The organism is Amycolatopsis sp. WAC 04197 (assembly GCF_003947475.1).
GTDB classification, from domain to species: domain Bacteria; phylum Actinomycetota; class Actinomycetes; order Mycobacteriales; family Pseudonocardiaceae; genus Amycolatopsis; species Amycolatopsis japonica.
This window is the reverse complement of sequence record NZ_QHJK01000005.1, coordinates 330,054-347,008: the sequence shown is the minus strand read 5'-3', so window position 1 is coordinate 347,008 and position 16,955 is coordinate 330,054. Positions and strand designations below refer to the sequence as shown.

Genomic DNA, 16,955 nt, shown 5'->3' with positions numbered 1-16,955 from the left:
GGCGTGGTGCTCCCTTGTGGACTGGTCAGAGCGGGGAAAGGACGTCGAGCGCGGCGGCGTGGACGCGGGGAGCGGCGGCGAGGAAGTCGCGGCTGCCCGCGTTCCAGGGCTTGCCGTCCAGGTCGGTGACGGTGCCTCCGGCCTCGGCGACCAGGAGGGCGCCGGCGACGAGACCGGAGCGGACGTCGGAGAACTGCCAGAAGGCGTCCATGCGCCCGGCGGCGACGTGGATGAGTTGCAGGGTGGCCGGAACGGACACGCGCACGACGAGGCCGGCGGTGAGCATGGCGGTCACCGATTCGCCGATCCGGCGGAAGGTGCCGGCGCTCTCGCCGGGCCTGGCCTGCCCGGTGCCGATCAGCGCGGCCTCCAGGTCGGCCTTCGCGGAGACGGCCAGGGGGCGGCCGTCTAGATGGGCGCCGCCACCGGCGGTGGCCGTGTACGTGTCGCCGCTCAGCGGAAGATGCACGACGGTGAGGATGGGCTGGTTGTCGCGCACCAGGGTGGCGGTGACGGCCCAGTCCGGCATGCCGTGGACGTGATTGATGTTGCCCTCGGCCGGATCGACGACCCACCACTCGCCGGGCGGGAGCGCTCCGCCCGCGAGTTCGTCCTCCGCCCACTGGGAACCCGGCCTCGCCGCCAGCAGCGGCTCACGCATGACGGCGAGGACCGCTTCGTCGTTCGCATGGATCTCGCCGACGACCTCCGCCAGGGTCACGCCCCGGGCGTGGGTCGTGTAGCGATCCCGCAAGGTCTTTCCCGCGTCCTTCACGATGGCGGTCACCGCGGGCAGCAAGGTCGTCCGGAGGTCGGTGGGCATGGCTGTACTCATGGCGTACTCCTTGGGATTCGGGCTTTTTCCAGCCCCGTGATTTCCAAAGTAGAGAGCCCGACCATTAACGACAAGTGCATGTTCAGCACTTATATAGTTACTGCCATGCAACTGGATTTGAACCTGCTCACCGCGCTCGACGCCCTGCTGGAAGAGGGGAGCGTGGCCGGGGCCGCGGCTCGGCTTCACGTCACCGCACCGGCGATGAGCCGCTCGCTGGGCCGCATCCGCAAAGCGACCGGCGACGAGATCCTGGTCCGCACCGGACGCCACATGACCCCCACCACCCGCGCGGTGGCCATGCGCACCGAGGTCCACGCCCTGGTGCGACAGGCGCACCAGTTGCTGTCGGCTCAGGCGGAACTCGACCTGGCGACGCTGGAGCGGGTGTTCACCGTCCGCTGGCACGACGCCCTCACCGCCGCCTGCGGAACCGCGCTGATCGCCGCGGTGCACCGCCAGGCCCCTGGTGTCCGGCTGCGTCTCACCGCCGAACCCGGCGACGACACGCCGGAGTTGCGTCGTGGCGAGGTCGACCTCGCCTCCGGCACCGGCCCGCCGTCCCTGCCCGACATCCGCCACCACCTCGTCGGCCACGACCGGCTCGCCGTCGCCGTCCGGCCGGGGCACCCACTCGCCGAACAGCCCATGACCGCCGAGAATTACGCGGCCGCCGAACACCTCACCGTCTCCCGGCGCGGGCGTCTGCGCGACCGGATCGACGACGTCCTCGCCACTCTCGGCCACGAGCGCCGTGTCATCGCCTCCGCCCCCACCACAGCCACCGCGCTCCAGCTCGCCCGTGACACCGACCTCGTGGTCACCCTGCCCGACGCGGTCACCCGGTCCGCCCGTGAGCAACTCGGCTTGATCACCCTGCCGCTACCGCTGCAACTGCCCGACGTGCCTCTGCACCTGCTCTGGCATCAGCGGCACCACAACGACCCCGCCCACGCCTGGCTGCGCGAAACGGCCACTGAAATCCTTCAAGACCTGCTCGCGCCGGGCTGATTCCGTCAGCAGCGCACCCGGTAGCGCAGGTGAAGCACTCGGTTGCCCTGAAGCACCGCCTCGGGATCCTCCAGCAGATGCTGCGCGTGGACCGACCCGAAGAAGCGCCTCCCGGACCCGAACACGACGGGTACGACGTCCATGCGCACCTCGTCGACCAGACCCGCGGCGAGCGCTTGGCCGCCGACGTCGCCGGCCGCGACCTCGACGACGCGGTCGCCCGCGAGCTCCTGCGCCTTGGCGACGGCCGCCTCGACGCCGTCGACGAAATGGAACGGGGCGCCGGGATCCCAGGCATCGGGCGCGGGCCGATGCGTCACGACGACCACGTGGTCGATCCCGCTCGGCGGCTTCCCGTCCCAGCCGTCGGTCAGGTCGAAGACACGGCGGCCGGCGATCGTCACCCCGATCTCGTCCCAGTACCGCCGGGTGTAGTCGTGGGACGCTCGCGACACCTTGAGCACGCCGCTCTCGTCCAGCGGGACGTCACCGCCGGTCAACCAGTCGAACAGCGGTCCGGGTTGGTCGTTCTCGTCCGCGACGAAACCGTCCACCGACACCGAGCCGTACATGACCACCTTGCCCACGGGCTCTCCTTTGCTTCGAGGGCCCCGAAACTAGCGCGCCGTGAGCCGCCGCGCTTGTAAGAAATCAATCGGCGGGCAGAGGCCAGCTGTCCAGCACATGGCCGGGATGTTCGCGGTGGAACCGTCGCCGGACCTCGATGTAGCGGGTCGGCGTGAGCCCGGTGAACGCCCGGAACTCGTGGCCGAAGTGGGCCTGGTCGAAATATCCGGCGTCATGGGCGAGTTCGCCCCAGTCGATCGGTTCGGCGGGGTCGATCCCGAACACGGTGGCGGTGAAACGGTAGGTGCGGGCGAGTCGCTTCGGCGTGACGCCGATGAGTTCCTTGAACCGCTGTGCCAGATGGGTGCCGCTGACCCCGGCCGCCGCGCTCAGGTCGCCGATCGCCACCGCGCCGCCGGTCGTCGCGATGGCGCCGCTCATCCGGCGGACCAGCTCCAGGCCGGAGGGCTCGCGCAGCCGTCGCCTCAGCTCCTCTTCGAGCAGCGCCAGCATCTCGTGCGGTCCGGGCGCCGAGGCCAGCCGGTCCCGCAGCTCGGCGACGGCGGACCGTCCCCAAACCTGCTCCAGCGTCACCGGCCGGTCGCACAGTTCGGCCGCGGGCATCGGCAGGAACGACGACGGCCCCCACGGCTTGAAGTGCACGCCGACGGACCGGCTGCGGCGTGGGTAGCCGAACTCGTACGCGCGGGTGGGCATGGTGATCACGCAGCCGTCGGCGTACCCGGCCGTCTCGATGTCGGCACCGGCGCGGATGCGGAACGGTGCCCCGAGATTGACGATGAGCAGCGCCGAGGGCGACGGCGGCAGCGTCAGCCGGGCGTACGGCGGCGTGCCCTCCAGGTAGTAGAGGTCGTCGATCAGCCCGTCCAGGGGCGGACGCGGCACTCTGGACACGTACTCCACGCGTCAAGCATCGCCGACGTTCGCCGGCATCGCCTTCTTTTCAGCCGAGATGGTCGTTCGCGCCGCTGACCCAGGCGACGTAGCGCTCGGCCGAGCGTCGCACCGCGGCTTTCGCGTCAGCCTGCAGAGTGGCGCCCGTCAGCGCGTAGAGCCGGTCGAACTCGTAGGGCTCCAGCCGGTCCAGGAGGCGCTCGACCAGACCGGCCGAGAGCGGGATCTGGTTGGGATAGCTGCGCATGAAGGTCACCCAGCCCGCCGCGGCCACCGGCACGATGGTGTCGCCCACCAGCAGCGAGCCGCCGTTCGCGGCGACATGGGCGACCGCGGCGCCGGGGAAGTGGCCGCCCGCTTCGACGAGCGTGACGCCGGGCAGGATCTCTTCGGTACCACGCCATTCGCGGATCACCGGATCTTCTCGCCGCACCCACCGCCGGTCGGCGGCGTGCACGAGGACCGGCACGTTCCCGAGGTGATGGCTCAGACTCACCTGCGAGCCGTACATATGCGGATGGCTCGCCACGATCGCGGCCGCCCCGCCGAGTTCGGCGATCTTGCCGAGCAGGGGCCCGTCGAGCGCGTTCGGCGGATCCCACAGCAGGTTGCCCTGATCGGTCTGGACGACGTAAGTCCATTGGCCGATCGAGAATTCCGGCTCGCGGTGCAGGCGGTGGATGCCGGGCTCGGGCTGCTCGTGGACCAGCTTGTGCGGATCCGCGGCGAGCTCTTCCGCGGTGGTCCAGGATTGGCCGGAAGCGCGGACGTACTGACGTTCGTCCGCGCAGATCCGGCAGATCCCGGCCGGAGGCGCGGCGGTGTCGGGGTGCTCGACGCCGCAGGTCGCACAGATCCAGATCGTCATGAGTCCAGGATGGAATCTCCAGTTCGCTGGAGGTCAAGACGTCCGGTCTACTCCTTGCGGCCGCTGACGGTCAAGCCGACGCCGAGCCCGACCATCGTGAGCCCGGCCGCGCCGCCGACCAGGTCCAGGCGCCGCGCCGAGCGGGCGAACCAGGACCGGACCGCTCCCGCCGCCACGCCCCAGACGGAATCCATCGCCAGGGCGATCGTGGCGAACACCGCGCCGAGGACCACCATCTGAAGGCCGGCCTGTCCGGCGGAGGGGTCGACGAACTGCGGCAGGATCGCCGCGAAGAACACCACGGTCTTGGGATTGGTGACGCCGACGATGAATCCCTGCAGCAGCGTGCGCCCGCCGCTGATCGGGGCCGCTTGCGCCTCGAATGCCTCCCGGAGCGCCCGGCGGTGCCGGATCGCCTGGACACCGAGGTAGATCAGGTACGCGGCACCGGCGAATTTGATCACGGTGTAGATCACGGCGGAGGCCTGGATGACGGCGCCCACCCCGATGGCGACGGCCGTGGCGGCGACGAAGCTGCCGAGCGCCCCGCCGACCACGGTCACCAGCGCGGTCCGCCGTCCGTACGCCAGGGCGCGGCTGATCGCGAACAGCACGGCGGGGCCGGGGATGAGGATCAGGACGAACGAGGCGAGCGCGAACGCGGCGAGGCGATCAGGGGACGGCATAGGGCCACGCTAGCCGAGCCGGGCCAGGCCCGAGGAGATGGCGGCGATCGCCGGACTGATCAACGGCGCCCCGTCCTGACCAGCGGCGGGCTATGCTCTTGCCCGGTCGAGACGCGCTCAAACTGGGAGGTGGGCAGTGTCGTCCGCTTCCACTGACCGGGTCGCCACGCCGCCACCGGCGGAGCTGACCAGCTATGTCGGGCGCCGTGACGAAGGCGCGGACGTGCGCCGTCTGCTCGGCAAAGCGCGGTTGGTGACGCTGAGCGGTCCTGGCGGGGTCGGCAAGACCAGGCTCGCGTGGCGGGTCGTCCGGGACGTCGCCCGCGCCTTTCCCGACGGGGTCGTGTTCGTGGAGTTGGCCGAGGTGCGCGACGGTGCGCTCGCGGCGAACCTGGTCGCCGATCGGCTCGGCCTGCACGACCGGTCGGGCCTCTCACCGATGCGGCAGGTGCTCGATCACCTCCGGAACCGTGCTCTGCTGCTGGTACTGGACAACTGTGAGCACCTCATCGACGCCTGTGCCGAATTCGTCGCCGCCGTGCTGACGGACTGTCCCAAGATCGTGGTGCTGGCCACCAGCCGGCAATCGTTCGCCGTCGCCGGCGAACATGTGCTGCCGGTGCCGCCTCTGCCGGTCGCGGACGCGGTGCGGCTGTTCCGGGAGCGCGCCGCGGCGGCGTGGCCCGAAGCCGCGGACGGTGCTTCGGTCAGCGAGGAGACGCTGACCGAGCTGTGCGACCGGTTGGACGGGCTGCCGCTGGCCATCGAGCTCGCCGCGGCGCGGATCCGATCGCTGTCCCCGTGCCAGATCCTCGATCGGCTGACCAGCAGGCTGACCTTGCTGACGTCGGGCCTGCGTACCGGACCGGAGCGGCACAAGACGTTGCGGGCCACCATCGACTGGAGCCACGATCTGTGCTCGCCGTCCGAACAATCCGTCTGGGCAAGGCTTTCGGTCTTCGTCGGATCCTTCGATCTCGAGGCCGCGCAACAGGTGTGCGCCTACGACGGCATCGGCGAGGAGAGTGTGCTGGAGCTGATCGAAGGCCTGCTGGACAAGTCGGTCCTGATCAGGCGCCAGCAGACCGACGGCGTCCGCTTCCAGATGCTGGAGTCGCTGCGCGAGTACGGCCAGGAACGCCTCGACCAGGCCGGTGACCGGGGTCGGGTGAGCCGGTTGCACCGCGACTGGATGGCCCGGCTGGTCGAGCAGGCCGACGACGAGTGGGTGAGCGGCCGTCAGCCGTACTGGATCGAGAGGCTCGGCCATGACCACGCGAACCTGCGGGCGGCGCTGTCGTGGTCGGTGTCCGAACCGGACGAGGCGGGCGCGGCGTTGCGGATGGCCGTCCGGCCCATCGAGTACTGGTTGCTGCGCGGTCTCGCGGGGGAGGCCGGAACATGGCTCGATCGCGCGCTGGCCGCGACGCCCGAGGAGCATCCCGACCGTGCGAGGGCGTTGTGCGCGTCCGCGCTTCATACGCTCTGGCAAGGGAATCAGGAGAAGATGGCGCGCTTGGTGAGCCAAGCCGAGTCTCTTGCGGAGAAGAACGCGGATGAGCCGTCGTGGGCCAGGGCCATGCATGTCCGGAGTTTCGCGGCCATGCTCGCGATCCGGCCCGAATCGGTGGATCTGGCCGCCGCGACCTGCGCGGCCTTCCGTGCGCTCGGTGAGACACGCGCGGAACTGCACCCCTTGTTCATCCACGGTGTGTCGGTCGCTTACCGCGACCGGGACCTCGACGCCGCGCGCCGGTCGCTTCAACGAATGTCCGAGCTGACGGGTGCCGACGGCGAGTCGTTCTATCGGGCGATGTCGTTGTTCGGACAGGCCATGGTCGAAGTCGCGTTCGGTGATGTCGCCGTGGCCGCCGAAGCGGCGACGGAAGCGCTGCGGCTCGACCTTCGCGTCGGCAACCAGCAGGGGATCGCCTACCGGACGGACGCACTGGCCTGGGTCGCCGACCGGCAGGGTGATCACGTACGCGCGGCCACTTTGTTCGGAATCGCCGCCACCCGCTGGGAACGGATCGGCCTCGCCCCGGAATTCGCCGCCTCCCTTCCGCATGCCAAGCACACCGCCGCGGCCCGTGCCGCGATCGGTGACACCCGATTCGACCGCGCCTTCGACGCAGGTCGCGCGATGCCTGCCGACGAGGCCGTGAACTACGCGCTCGGAGAACCGGCCCGGAAACCGGACGGAGTCACCGAAAAGAAGCTGACCACTCGCGAAACCGAGATCGCGAAGCTGGTCGCCAAGGGACTGACCAACCGGGACATCGCCGCGCGGCTGGTGATTTCCCAGCGCACCGTCGACAGCCACGTCGAACACATCCTCGCGAAGTTGGGCTTCGGTAACCGCACTCAGATCGCGGCTTGGGTGGCGGGGCACGGCAGATGAGTCTGAAGCGCTGCCCGCTGGGCGGCTACGCTCGGCTGGTGAAGGCGGAGAAGATCGATTGGGGCGGGCAGCGCGAAGGTGAGGCAACGAAGGCGGAACGCGCCTTCGCGATGTCGTTGGACACGCTGGTTCCCGGCTTGGATTACTGGCTGCATGCCGACGACGATGGCACCCCTTGGCTCCTGGTTTCCCAGGACATCGTCGAAGGCGACGCTGTACGCGACACGTTGCGGTTGGACTTCGACGCGCGTGGGATTCGCGGCGGCTGGAGCCCGGCGTGTCTCAATTGGGACGATGGAGTGCGGGCCGAGGAAGCCTTGATCGACCTGTCGGGGCCCGACGGTTTGCACTACCTTGCGGACAGGGCGCCGGTCGAGGACCTAGCTCGCCGTGCCGCGGCGTGGTTCACCGCGCCGAAGAGGGGGCGTTGGGCCGACTGACGCCACCGTCGCGATGTCACTTCAGGTCGGCGTCCGGTTGATCGCGATCAAATGACTGCTCAGCCCGAGCAATGAGGGTTCGTTCTCGACGGCTTTGGTGAAGTGGAGGACAACGTCCCGGTTCGCTGCCCTTGTCCTCGGCGGCCGAAGTGCTCCTTCGCGAGCCCGATACTGGTGGAGCAGCGGGTCTGTCCTGTTCCAGGGGTGCTCGCGATCTTTCCGTCTTATGGCGGCCGAGAGATCGAGCGGAAGAACTCTGGAGGCTCTTGAGCGGGCTTGCTTGTCCGGCTGTTGCCGGGAAACGGCGATGGGGTCAGGCATGCGGCGAAGTTGTCGGTCAGCGCGTGGCGTGTTGCCGGGAAGTGGCGACGGTTCTGGCGGCGGTGGTTGTGTGTGGTCGGTTCTGCGGTGCGGTCTGTTGTCGGGAAATGGCGGCGTGGCTCGGTTTTGCGAGGTGATTTCCGGCTGGTTGCCGGGAAACGGCAACGGGATCAGGCAAGCGGGCAAAGTTATCGGGCGGTCCGCGGCGTGTTGCCGAGAAGTGGCGGTGGTGATTGTGGGTGGTCGGTTCTGCGGTTCGGGCTGGCCAGTCCGTTGTCGGAAACTGGCGACGCGGCTCGGTTCGCGAAGTGATTCCCAGCCGGTTGCCGGAGAACGGCAACGGGATCAGGCAGGCGGTTGTGCTGTCGAGGCGGTTCGCAACATGACTGGCTCTGCATCGCCGGAAAACGGCGACGTCGACCTGCAGGAGCTACAGGGCAGGCTGGAGTCGACATCTTGTGCGGGTTCCTCACCGACATCGGGCGAGAGCTGGGAAAGCCGGTCCTCATGACATCGGAAGGCGGAAGCCCGGCCATCCGGTCCTCGGATTCGATCCGGAGCAAGACCGGGTCGTGTTGCTGACCGAACCGCTGTAAACAGGCAACAGGCGTCTTCCCTCGACACTGATCGGCTATCTTGCGGGCGTGGATATTCAGGTGATCGAGGGCGCGTTGGTCGAGGTACCGACGGACACCGCGACGGGGATGGACCGGCGTGCGTTCGGTGAGTTCGTCGGGCCGCGGGGCGAGTTGGCCTCGTACGCGTTCGGCTGGATCACCGGTGCCGATCCGCACGCCGCTCGCCTGTCGATCGGGATCGGCGCGGGCAACCCCGGTGGCGGAACCTTCCACGCCGTCGTCTTCCAGCACGAGGACGGACACGCGTTCTCGTTGACCAGTGACCCGTTCGAACGGGTACCGCAGGGCGGGCCGGACCTGACCGCGGACGAGGCACGCGCCCATGGGGACCTGCCGTTCGTCTGGGCGGTCGCCGACGAGGTCATGCGGCGCGATCGGCGGGCTTGGTGGATGCGGCACTGGCTTCTGCGCACCCTGTGCGTCCAGACCCGCGAGGTATTCGAGCGCCGCGAGCCGATTCTGCTTGTTGGGCACGACGCCGACGACGGCATGTGGCAGCTCATCGGCGCTTCCGACGCGGACGGCGGCACCGGCAAGGTCGGGCACCTGCACCACGCCATCGACGAAGACCCGACCCTGATCGACGTCCTCGACCTGCCACCCGGCGGCAGCGCGACACGAACGGGCGCCGGAAGTCCTTGGACCGGAAGCGCCTAGACCTTCTGCGCGTACCGCGCCGGCCGACCACTCTGACGGCTAACCGAAGATCCGGGCCCGCAGTTCTTTCACCGTCTGCACCGAAGCGATCAGGTCCAGGGTGTCGAAATGCAATGACCAGGCCGTCCCGGTCGCGGTCTTCACAGTCCGTTCGACCAGGCTGAAGGAGATCGGGCGCGGGTCGGCGCCGCCCAGCGCCACCGCGGTGCCGACCCACTCCCGGTATTCGGTGCCGTCCGCGGACACGGTGGCGCGCGGCTCGAGCGCGACGTCAAGGACCGCGCCGAACAACCGGTCCAGGTAAGCGGTCATGGCCCGGCGGCCGGAGATCGGCTCGGTCAGGCCGGGGCCCAGCAGGGTCGCCGTACCGTCCACCCCGGCGACCAGGATCCCCGCCGCTTCCCGGTTCCACGCCAGTTGCCGGATTCGCGGCGGCAAGGGGATCGCCGGGGCCGGATCGGTCGCCGACGCGGTGATCCCCTCGAAGAGGTTCCGCAGTGGGTTCGCCGGATCCTCCACCGGACGGAACATGGTGACCTGGTCCCAGAACCGCCTGCCGTCCTGCACCCGCGCCGGATCCTTGCCCGCGGCGGGATCGCCGAGGACGAGCCGGTGCATCGTCTTGAAGGAGACCGGTTTCCCCTTGACGGTGCCGGTGTTCAGCGCCTCGATGAAGACGACCCTGCCGTCGGGGTCGGAAATGACGGTCTCCGGAACGAAGACGTAGTCCGGCGCCAGCTTCAGCACGCCCTCGATCTGGCTCCTGATGCCCGCCCAGTCCCGGGGTGTCTCGAGCCCGCTGTCCCACAAGCGCGCCGTCCCGTCTTGGACGAACAGGTTCATGTACGCGTCGACATCCTGAGCGTTTCTTCCCCAGGCACGGTAGGCGTCCATGAACCGCTCCACGTTCGCGGGACGGTCAAGGGATTCAGCGTTCGCCGGGGGCGTGAGAACGACAAAGGACAGAACGGCCGCCGCGAGCGCGGGCAAGAGTCGTGAAACCTTCATGGCCGAAGGATCATCGAGACGGGAGCCCCTGTCGATTACGTCCGAGGTAAGCGAGCCGCGGGTAGGTTCTCCGTGTGGGGCTTGAAAAGAAAACGGTGCGCCGGGTGGTGATCGTCGCGTTCGACGACGCCCAGATCCTCGATGTGGCCTGTCCGAGCGGGGCACTGGAGATCGCGAACTCGCACGGCGCCGCGCCACCGTATGTCGTCGAGCTGGCGACGGTTCAGGGGCGGACGACACGGAGTTCGTCGGGGATCATGCTCGCGGGTGCCCGGCGGCTCGCCGAGGTGTCCGGGCGGGTGGACACGGTGATCGTGGTCGGTGGCGCGGGAACGGGCGCGGCCGCGGCGGACGAGCGTCTGCTGACGCAGGTGCGACGGCTGGCCGGACGGAGCAGGCGGATCGCCTCGGTGTGCACGGGTGCCTTCGTGCTGGCGGCCGCCGGGTTGCTCGACGACCGGCGGGTCACGACGCATTGGGGATACGGCGAGCTGCTTGCCGCCACTTTCCCGGCGGTCAAGGTGGATCCGGCCCCGCTCTACATCCGCGACGGCAACGTGTTCACCTCGGCCGGGGTCATCAGCGCGCTGGATCTCACGCTCGCGCTGATCGAGGACGACTGCGGTCCGACGCTGGCCCGCGAGGTCGCCCGCGAGCTGGTGACCTATCTGCACCGTCCGGGTGATCAGGCCCAGATCAGCACGTTCCTGGCCGTCCCACCGCCGGGTAACCGGGTCGTACGCGACCTCTTGGGGTACATCGCCGCGCATCTCGCCGAAGACCTGAGCCCGCCGGCGCTGGCGGCCCGCGCCGGGGTCACCACGCGGCACCTCACCCGGCTGTTCACCGCCCAACTGGGCAGCACCCCGGCCCGCACCGTGCGGACGGCGCGGACCGAAGCCGCCGCCCAGCTGGTGCGGTCCACCGCGTTGCCGCTGGCCGCGGTCGCGCGGCGATGCGGATTCGCCTCGGCGGAGACCCTGCGGACGGCTTTCCGCCAGTACTACGGGATCAGCGGGGACACACTTCGCAGGATGACGGACATGCCCCGCCCGATCGGCACCTGAGCTCCCCAGAATCGCGGCATGGAGAGTGCGAAGACCACCCGCAGGACAGTTCTCGCCGGAGTCGCGGCAGCCGCGGCGTTCGGCCTCGGCACCGGCACGGCTCAGGCGGAGACCAAGGGACCGAAGATCGGCATCCTGCTCTACGACGGGTTCAGCCTGCTGGATCCGACCGGACCGGCCGAGGTGCTGTCCCGGCTGCCCGGCGCCACGGTGACGATGATCGCCCAGGAACGCGGCCCGGTGCGCACGGACACCCGTGACGTCGCGGTGCTGGCGGAACGTTCGGTGGCCGAGGTGCACCGCCTGGACGTGGTGCTGGTCCCTGGTGCGGGCAACCGCGGCACGGGCGCCGCCATGGAGAACCAAGTCCTGCTCGACTGGATCCGCCGGATCCATCGGCACACGACGTGGACTACGTCGGTGTGCACGGGATCCTTGATCCTCGGCGCGGCCGGGCTGCTTCGCGAGCGGGCCACGACGTACTGGGCCTCGGCGGACTATCTGGAGAAGACCTTCGGCGTGCGTTACGTGCCCGAGCGCTACGTTCAGGTCGGCAAGGTCGTCACCGCGGCGGGCGTGTCCGCCGGGATCGACCTCGCCTTCCATCTCGCGTCCCTTTTGGCCGGTGAAGAGATCGCGCGCGGTATTCAGCTCGCCGTCGAATACGACCCGCAACCGCCTTTCGACTCGGGCAACGCCGCGAAGGCGAGCCCGGAACTCAAGGCGCTCGCGCTGAAACTGCTCGCGGATTCGCAGGTCTAACGGGGGCCGTCCGAGACCGGGCGCTCGGCATAATCCTTCAATACCAACGCGTTCGCCGCTTCCCTGACCGGGCGGGCCATCTGCTCCAGGACACGGTTGCGGCCAGGGAGGTAGGGCATCAGCTTGATCATCCGGGTGTTGAACCACGCGAAAGCCCGCGACTGCGGGATGATCCCGCGCAGCGCGGTCTTCGCCAGGGCTTGGTTCTTCTCGACGTACGGACGCATTTCCGTTTCGTAGCGGGAAAACGCCGTCGTGACGTCGCCCGAAGCCGCCAGCTCGCCCGCCAGGACGTACGCGCCGACGAGGGCCAGGCTCGTGCCCTGTCCCGAGGCGGGCGACGGGCAATAGCCCGCGTCACCTAGGAGGGTGACGCGCCCGGCCGAAAACCGGTCCATGCGGATCTGGCACACCGGGTCGAAGTAGAAGTCGCCCGCCTCGCGCATGGCGTCGAGCAACGCCGGGATCTCCCAGCCCAGTTCGGCGAACTGGCGGGCGACGAGGTTCTTCTGGCTTTCGACGTCCCGCCGGTCGTAGGGCAACGGCGGGGCGCTGAACCAGAACGCGGCCTTGGCGTCGTCGGCGCGCGCGGTGCTGTAGACGTTGACCATCTTGCCGGGCGCGGCCGAGTGCAGCAGTTCCCAGCGGTCGAGTTCGAAGGTGTTGGGCACGGTGGAGATCGAGATGTAGGCGTCGAACCGGTGCAGGAAGTCCTCTTCCGGCCCGAAAGCGAGTGCGCGGACGCCGGAGTGCAGCCCGTCGGCGCCGACGACCAGGTCGAACCGGCGCGGCGCTCCGTGCGCGAACGTCACGTCGACGCCGCCGGAACGCTGCGCCAGCCCGGTGATCCAGTCGCCGAAGACGTACTCGGTGTTCTCCCGCGTGGCGTCGTACAGGATCTTCGCCAGGTCGCCGCGGAGGATTTCGGTGTCGTCGCCGTGGCGGAAGCCGAAAGTGTCGGCGTCGAGCGTGGCGAGCTGCTTGCCTCGTTTGTTCACGAACGCGGCGCCTCGCATGTCGGTGCTCGCCGCGTGCACCTCGTCGAGCAGGCCCATCCGGCGGACGACGTCGACGGCGACGCCGCGGATGTCGACCTTGTAGCCGCCTTCACGCGGGCTCGGGGCCCGCTCGACGACGGTGGCGCTGAAGCCGTGGCGGTGCAGCCACCAGGCGAGGGCGGGCCCGGCGACGCCGGCACCGGAGATCAGGATGTTCTTCGTCATGTCCGGCAGCGTGGACGTGCCCGCTCACCGGTCACGAACCGAGCGCGAACCGCCGCTGACCGAGTTCGTGGATCGCCTGTTCGGGAGGCATTTCGCGGCCCCGGGCGAACGCGTCGGAGTAGGCATCGGCGCCGATGCGGGCCCGGACGCGGTCCATCACTCCGTCGACGTCGGCGTCCCCGGCGACGGGCGCGCCGCGCAGCCCGACCGCCACGCCGAGCAGGAACGCCGCCCGCTCGTCCTCGTCACGCGCGGCGAGGACCCCGGCCAGTCCTTCGATCGCCTGGGCCGCGCCGGGCAGATTCGCGTATTCCAGCGCGGTCGCGAGCGCTTCCTGGTGCAGTCCGGTCGCCGCGTCGAGGTCGCCGGCGGCGGCCATCGTCCAGCCGAAGCCAGTGTGGAGCCGGATCCGTGTCTCGCCGCCGGTCACCGGGCCGGTGTCCAGGCCGAGCGCGGCGGTGTACCAGCGCCGGGCCGTCGCCAGGTCGCCCTCGCGACGGGCGATCTCGCCCAGCCCGCCTCGGGCCCGCGCGAGCGTCAGCGGGTTGCCGCGCGCTTGGTCGGCGGCGGCTTCGTAGTCGGCTTTCGCGGCCTCGGTGTCACCCGCGCGCAGGACGCCGTCGGCGCGGCGGCAGAGCAGATCGGCGGCGTCTTCGAAGGAACCGAGCTCCGCGGCCAGACGCACGGATTCGTCCATCAGCTCGCGGAACCGGACGTGATCGCCGCGCCAGTCCGCGAACTCGGCGAGCTTCTCCAGCGTGCTCGCCGCGCCCCAGCGGTCACCCAGCTCGCGGAACCCGGCCAGTGACGCGGAGAAGTGTTCTTCAGCGTCGGCGATCCGGCCGTTGTACTGCGCGCCGAGGCCGTCGCTGATCCGCGCGAACGCCCGCGACCAGCGATCGTCGCCGATGAGCGCGGCGAGCCGTTCCCCCTCCTTCGCCTTGGGGTGCGGGGAAAACGCCCACAGCAGGAACAGGTACGGGTAGCGCAGCGGGCCGTCGAGCCGCCGCAGGATCGATTCGATCCCGACGTCGGCGGCCGACGCGTGGACCAGGCCGAGGACGTATTCCTCGGTCAGCCCCTGCGGCGGTTCGGGGCCGATGGCGGCGAGCGCGGCGTCCGCGAACGGTGTCGCCTCGCCGCGCAACCCACGCAGCCACCAGTACCAGGTCAGGGCCGCGATGAGCCGCAGGGCGAGGTCCGGGGCGGCGGTCACGCTCCAGCGCAAGGCGGCGTGCAGTTCGGCGTGCTCGGCGCTCAGCGCTTCCAGCGCCACCAGCTGGTCCGCGCCGCGCAGCTTCGGTTCGGACGTGAGGGCGAGATCGAGGAAGTACTGGGCGTGTTCGGCGCGCCGGTCCTCGCCGTGCTCGGCGCAGAACGCGCGGATGGTCTCCAGCATCCGGTACCGGCCGCCGTCGAACTCGACGAAGGACTTCTCGACCAGCCCGGCCAGCACGCCTTCCGCGTCCGGCACGGCGCAGACGCGTCCGACGGCGTCGAGCCTCGCGCCACCGGCGAACACCGCGAACCGGCCGGCGAGCCGCCGTTCTCGCGGATCGAGGAGGTCCCAGCTCCACTCGACGACGCCGCGCAGCGTCCGGTGCCGCGGTTCGGCGGTCCGCTCGCCGCGGGACAGCAGCCCGAACCGGTCGCCGAGCCGGGCGGCGACATCGGCGGCGGACAGGGTCCGCAACCGCGCGGCGGCGAGCTCGATCGCCAGCGGCAGACCGTCGAGCTCGGCGCAGATCCGGGTCACGGCGGCCGGGTCCGGCGTTCGATCGGGAGCGACGGCCGCGGCCCGCTCGGTGAACAACCGGGCGGCGGCGCCCGCGGGCAGGGGACCGACCGGTACCAGCGTTTCGCCGGTCAGGCCCAGCGCTTCGCGGCTCGTGACGAGCACCCGCAGGCCAGGGCACTCCGACAGCAGGCGCCGCACCAGCCGTGCGGCTTCTTCGACGACGTGTTCACAGTTGTCGAGGACGAGCAGCGGCGACCGGTCGGCGAGCCCGGCGACCAGGCGGTCGGCGGGATCCGAAACCGCTCCCGGCGTCAGGACGCCTTGTTCGCGCAGGCCCAGTGCGGCGAGGACGGCGGGCGCGACCTCGGTCGCCGCGGCGAGTTCGACGAAGCAGACTTCGCCGTCCTGCAAGGAAGTCGCTTCGACGGCGAGCCGCGTCTTGCCCGCTCCGCCGGGCCCCGTGAGCGTGACGAGCCGCGTGGTGCCGAGCGCGGCGACGAGCCGGCCGAGTTCGTCGCGGCCGACGAATCCCGTGAGCGGCACGGGAACCCGGCGGGCCGGTGTCCCTCGCAGGACGGCGGCGTGCGCGTCGGTGAGCTCCGCGGACGGGTCGGCGCCCAGTTCGTCGGCGAGGCGGCTGCGGGCCTCGGCGAATACGGCGAGCGCCTCGGCGGACCGGCCGCTGCCATGCAGGGCGCGGACGAGCTGGGCGGTGAGCCGTTCCCGCAGGGGATGTTCCCGCGCGAGCTCACGGAGTTCGGCGACGAGCTTTTCGTGCTGTGCCAAGGCAAGCCCGGCCTCGACACGGTCCTCGATCGCGGCCAGCCGCAGCTCGGCGAGCCGGGCCGCGCACGGTGTGTCGGCGAGCCCGTCGAGAGCGGGCCCGCGCCACAGCGCCAGGGCTTCGGTGAAGAGCGCGAGCTTCGTGTCCGCCTCGGCGGTCTCGCGTGCCTGGGCCGTGAGGCGCTCGAAACGGTGGAGGTCGACGTCCTGGGGATCCACGGCCAGCCGGTATCCGGCGGGGGTGAACTCGACGAGCCCGTCGGGCGCGCCGCCGTCCTTCAGCCGCCGCCGGAGCCGGGAGACCTGGGACTGCAGGGCTTCGGCGGCGCCCTCGGGCGGATGGTCGCCGTGCAGGCCGTCGATCAGCCGGTCGGCGCCGACGATCCGCCCGGCGTCGAGCGCGAGGAGGGCGAGCAGACCCCGAAGCTGCGGCCCGCCGAGCGCGACGGGCGTCCCGTCGGGACGGCGGGCTTCGACCGGCCCGAGGATGGCGAACTGCACGCCGTCGATTCTGGCCCACTCCGGCTCGTCGTGAGCGGGGACTCGGGGATTTGGGCGCTTCGGGCGGGGGCGTGAGTGGCCTATCCCTCAAGAAGTGCGCCACCTTCGCCCTACTGGTCGATAGAACCAACCGCGTCTCAGCTACCTGCGGCCGGGCGGTTTCGCGTGACCGCAGGGACGACACGCGTGATCAGACGGACGACACGCGTGTCCAGGCGGACGACTCGTGACGGGACCCGGCCGCGCTGATGTCGCGATCTTTGCCTTACCCCTCAATAACCGCCTTTATCACTTGCGACCCCTCTGAAATCTCTCAATGTCCCTTGTGGACACTTACTGAAGGTCGCCATGACTGGGAAACCGTGCAGCTGGGTCTCAATCAGACATTTCGCCCTCTAAGGTTGTCGCTCTAGGGCGGCCGTGGCCGCTGACGTTGCGAAAGCCACTTTCCCAACCTCCAAAGTTGCGAAAGTGGCTTTCGCAACACGCCGCCTTCGCCCTACCCCCCTTGTTAACGGCCGCGCCGAATCCGGC

Annotated in this window: 14 protein-coding genes; 6 read left to right on the top strand and 8 right to left on the bottom strand. The window is 70.0% G+C overall.

The genetic code is table 11. The features are described from left to right. Positions 1-25 precede the first annotated feature (25 nt). Entirely contained in the window at positions 26-835 is an 810-nt protein-coding gene (locus DMC64_RS22240; RefSeq protein WP_125735093.1) for an inositol monophosphatase family protein, read from the bottom strand. A gap of 105 nt (positions 836-940) precedes the next feature. Here DMC64_RS22240 and DMC64_RS22235 point away from each other — a divergent pair, with 105 nt between their 5' ends. Then, positions 941-1,846 carry a LysR family transcriptional regulator gene (locus DMC64_RS22235; RefSeq protein ID WP_125735092.1) on the top strand — a complete coding sequence of 302 codons (906 nt, stop codon included), beginning with the start codon at positions 941-943 and terminating at the stop codon, positions 1,844-1,846. Between the two features lie 5 nt (positions 1,847-1,851). On the opposite strand, the gene DMC64_RS22230 is transcribed toward DMC64_RS22235, so the two are convergent. The 4 genes from DMC64_RS22230 to DMC64_RS22215 form a co-directional block, all read right to left on the bottom strand. Then, a complete protein-coding gene (locus tag DMC64_RS22230; protein ID WP_125735091.1) occupies positions 1,852-2,433 on the bottom strand; it encodes a dihydrofolate reductase family protein in 582 nt (193 codons plus the stop codon). A 64-nt stretch (positions 2,434-2,497) separates the two neighbouring features. Next, the gene (locus DMC64_RS22225) at positions 2,498-3,319 is read right to left on the bottom strand and encodes a helix-turn-helix domain-containing protein (protein WP_199755054.1); all 822 of its coding nucleotides are present in this window, start codon (positions 3,317-3,319) and stop codon (positions 2,498-2,500) included. Positions 3,320-3,377: 58 nt separating this feature from the next. Beyond that, positions 3,378-4,196: a hydrolase gene (locus DMC64_RS22220; RefSeq protein WP_125735089.1), complete on the bottom strand. Its 819-nt coding sequence runs from the start codon at positions 4,194-4,196 to the stop codon at positions 3,378-3,380. A gap of 47 nt (positions 4,197-4,243) precedes the next feature. Continuing rightward, entirely contained in the window at positions 4,244-4,882 is a 639-nt protein-coding gene (locus tag DMC64_RS22215) for a LysE family translocator (RefSeq protein WP_125735088.1), read from the bottom strand. A 136-nt stretch (positions 4,883-5,018) separates the two neighbouring features. Here DMC64_RS22215 and DMC64_RS22210 point away from each other — a divergent pair, with 136 nt between their 5' ends. The 3 genes from DMC64_RS22210 to DMC64_RS22195 all read left to right on the top strand — a co-directional run bounded on the left by DMC64_RS22210 (position 5,019) and on the right by DMC64_RS22195 (position 9,339). After that, positions 5,019-7,283, top strand: coding sequence for a LuxR C-terminal-related transcriptional regulator (locus DMC64_RS22210; protein WP_125735087.1), 2,265 nt, complete (start codon positions 5,019-5,021; stop codon positions 7,281-7,283). Further along, positions 7,280-7,723: a hypothetical protein gene (locus DMC64_RS22205; RefSeq protein ID WP_125735086.1), complete on the top strand. Its 444-nt coding sequence runs from the start codon at positions 7,280-7,282 to the stop codon at positions 7,721-7,723. Before DMC64_RS22210 ends, DMC64_RS22205 begins: the two co-directional genes overlap by 4 nt. A gap of 965 nt (positions 7,724-8,688) precedes the next feature. Further along, positions 8,689-9,339, top strand: a complete 651-nt coding sequence (locus DMC64_RS22195; protein WP_233629765.1) for a hypothetical protein — start codon at positions 8,689-8,691, stop codon at positions 9,337-9,339. A gap of 39 nt (positions 9,340-9,378) precedes the next feature. Here the strand turns inward: DMC64_RS22195 and DMC64_RS22190 are convergent, their stop codons facing one another. Beyond that, positions 9,379-10,347, bottom strand: a complete 969-nt coding sequence (locus DMC64_RS22190; RefSeq protein ID WP_125735085.1) for a nuclear transport factor 2 family protein — start codon at positions 10,345-10,347, stop codon at positions 9,379-9,381. 104 nt (positions 10,348-10,451) lie between these two features. On the opposite strand from DMC64_RS22190, the gene DMC64_RS22185 reads away from it, so the two are divergent. After that, positions 10,452-11,414 carry a GlxA family transcriptional regulator gene (locus DMC64_RS22185; RefSeq protein WP_125735129.1) on the top strand — a complete coding sequence of 321 codons (963 nt, stop codon included), beginning with the start codon at positions 10,452-10,454 and terminating at the stop codon, positions 11,412-11,414. A gap of 18 nt (positions 11,415-11,432) precedes the next feature. Next, positions 11,433-12,176, top strand: coding sequence for a DJ-1/PfpI family protein (locus DMC64_RS22180; protein ID WP_125735084.1), 744 nt, complete (start codon positions 11,433-11,435; stop codon positions 12,174-12,176). Here DMC64_RS22180 and DMC64_RS22175 read toward each other — a convergent pair. Further along, positions 12,173-13,399: an FAD-dependent monooxygenase gene (locus DMC64_RS22175; RefSeq protein WP_125735083.1), complete on the bottom strand. Its 1,227-nt coding sequence runs from the start codon at positions 13,397-13,399 to the stop codon at positions 12,173-12,175. The two genes, DMC64_RS22180 and DMC64_RS22175, sit on opposite strands and share 4 nt — an antisense overlap. A gap of 31 nt (positions 13,400-13,430) precedes the next feature. Beyond that, positions 13,431-16,421, bottom strand: a complete 2,991-nt coding sequence (locus DMC64_RS22170; protein WP_125735082.1) for a BTAD domain-containing putative transcriptional regulator — start codon at positions 16,419-16,421, stop codon at positions 13,431-13,433. Positions 16,422-16,955 lie beyond the last annotated feature (534 nt).

Excerpts from the sequence above, each read along its gene's own strand:
- DMC64_RS22240 (WP_125735093.1), bottom strand. The coding sequence starts at position 835 with ATGAGTACAGCCATGCCCACCGACCTCCGGACGACCTTGCTGCCCGCG.
- DMC64_RS22235 (WP_125735092.1), top strand. The coding sequence starts at position 941 with ATGCAACTGGATTTGAACCTGCTCACCGCGCTCGACGCCCTGCTGGAA.
- DMC64_RS22220 (WP_125735089.1), bottom strand. The coding sequence starts at position 4,196 with ATGACGATCTGGATCTGTGCGACCTGCGGCGTCGAGCACCCCGACACC.
- DMC64_RS22215 (WP_125735088.1), bottom strand. The coding sequence starts at position 4,882 with ATGCCGTCCCCTGATCGCCTCGCCGCGTTCGCGCTCGCCTCGTTCGTC.
- DMC64_RS22205 (WP_125735086.1), top strand. The coding sequence starts at position 7,280 with ATGAGTCTGAAGCGCTGCCCGCTGGGCGGCTACGCTCGGCTGGTGAAG.
- DMC64_RS22190 (WP_125735085.1), bottom strand. The coding sequence starts at position 10,347 with ATGAAGGTTTCACGACTCTTGCCCGCGCTCGCGGCGGCCGTTCTGTCC.
- DMC64_RS22180 (WP_125735084.1), top strand. The coding sequence starts at position 11,433 with ATGGAGAGTGCGAAGACCACCCGCAGGACAGTTCTCGCCGGAGTCGCG.
- DMC64_RS22175 (WP_125735083.1), bottom strand. The coding sequence starts at position 13,399 with ATGACGAAGAACATCCTGATCTCCGGTGCCGGCGTCGCCGGGCCCGCC.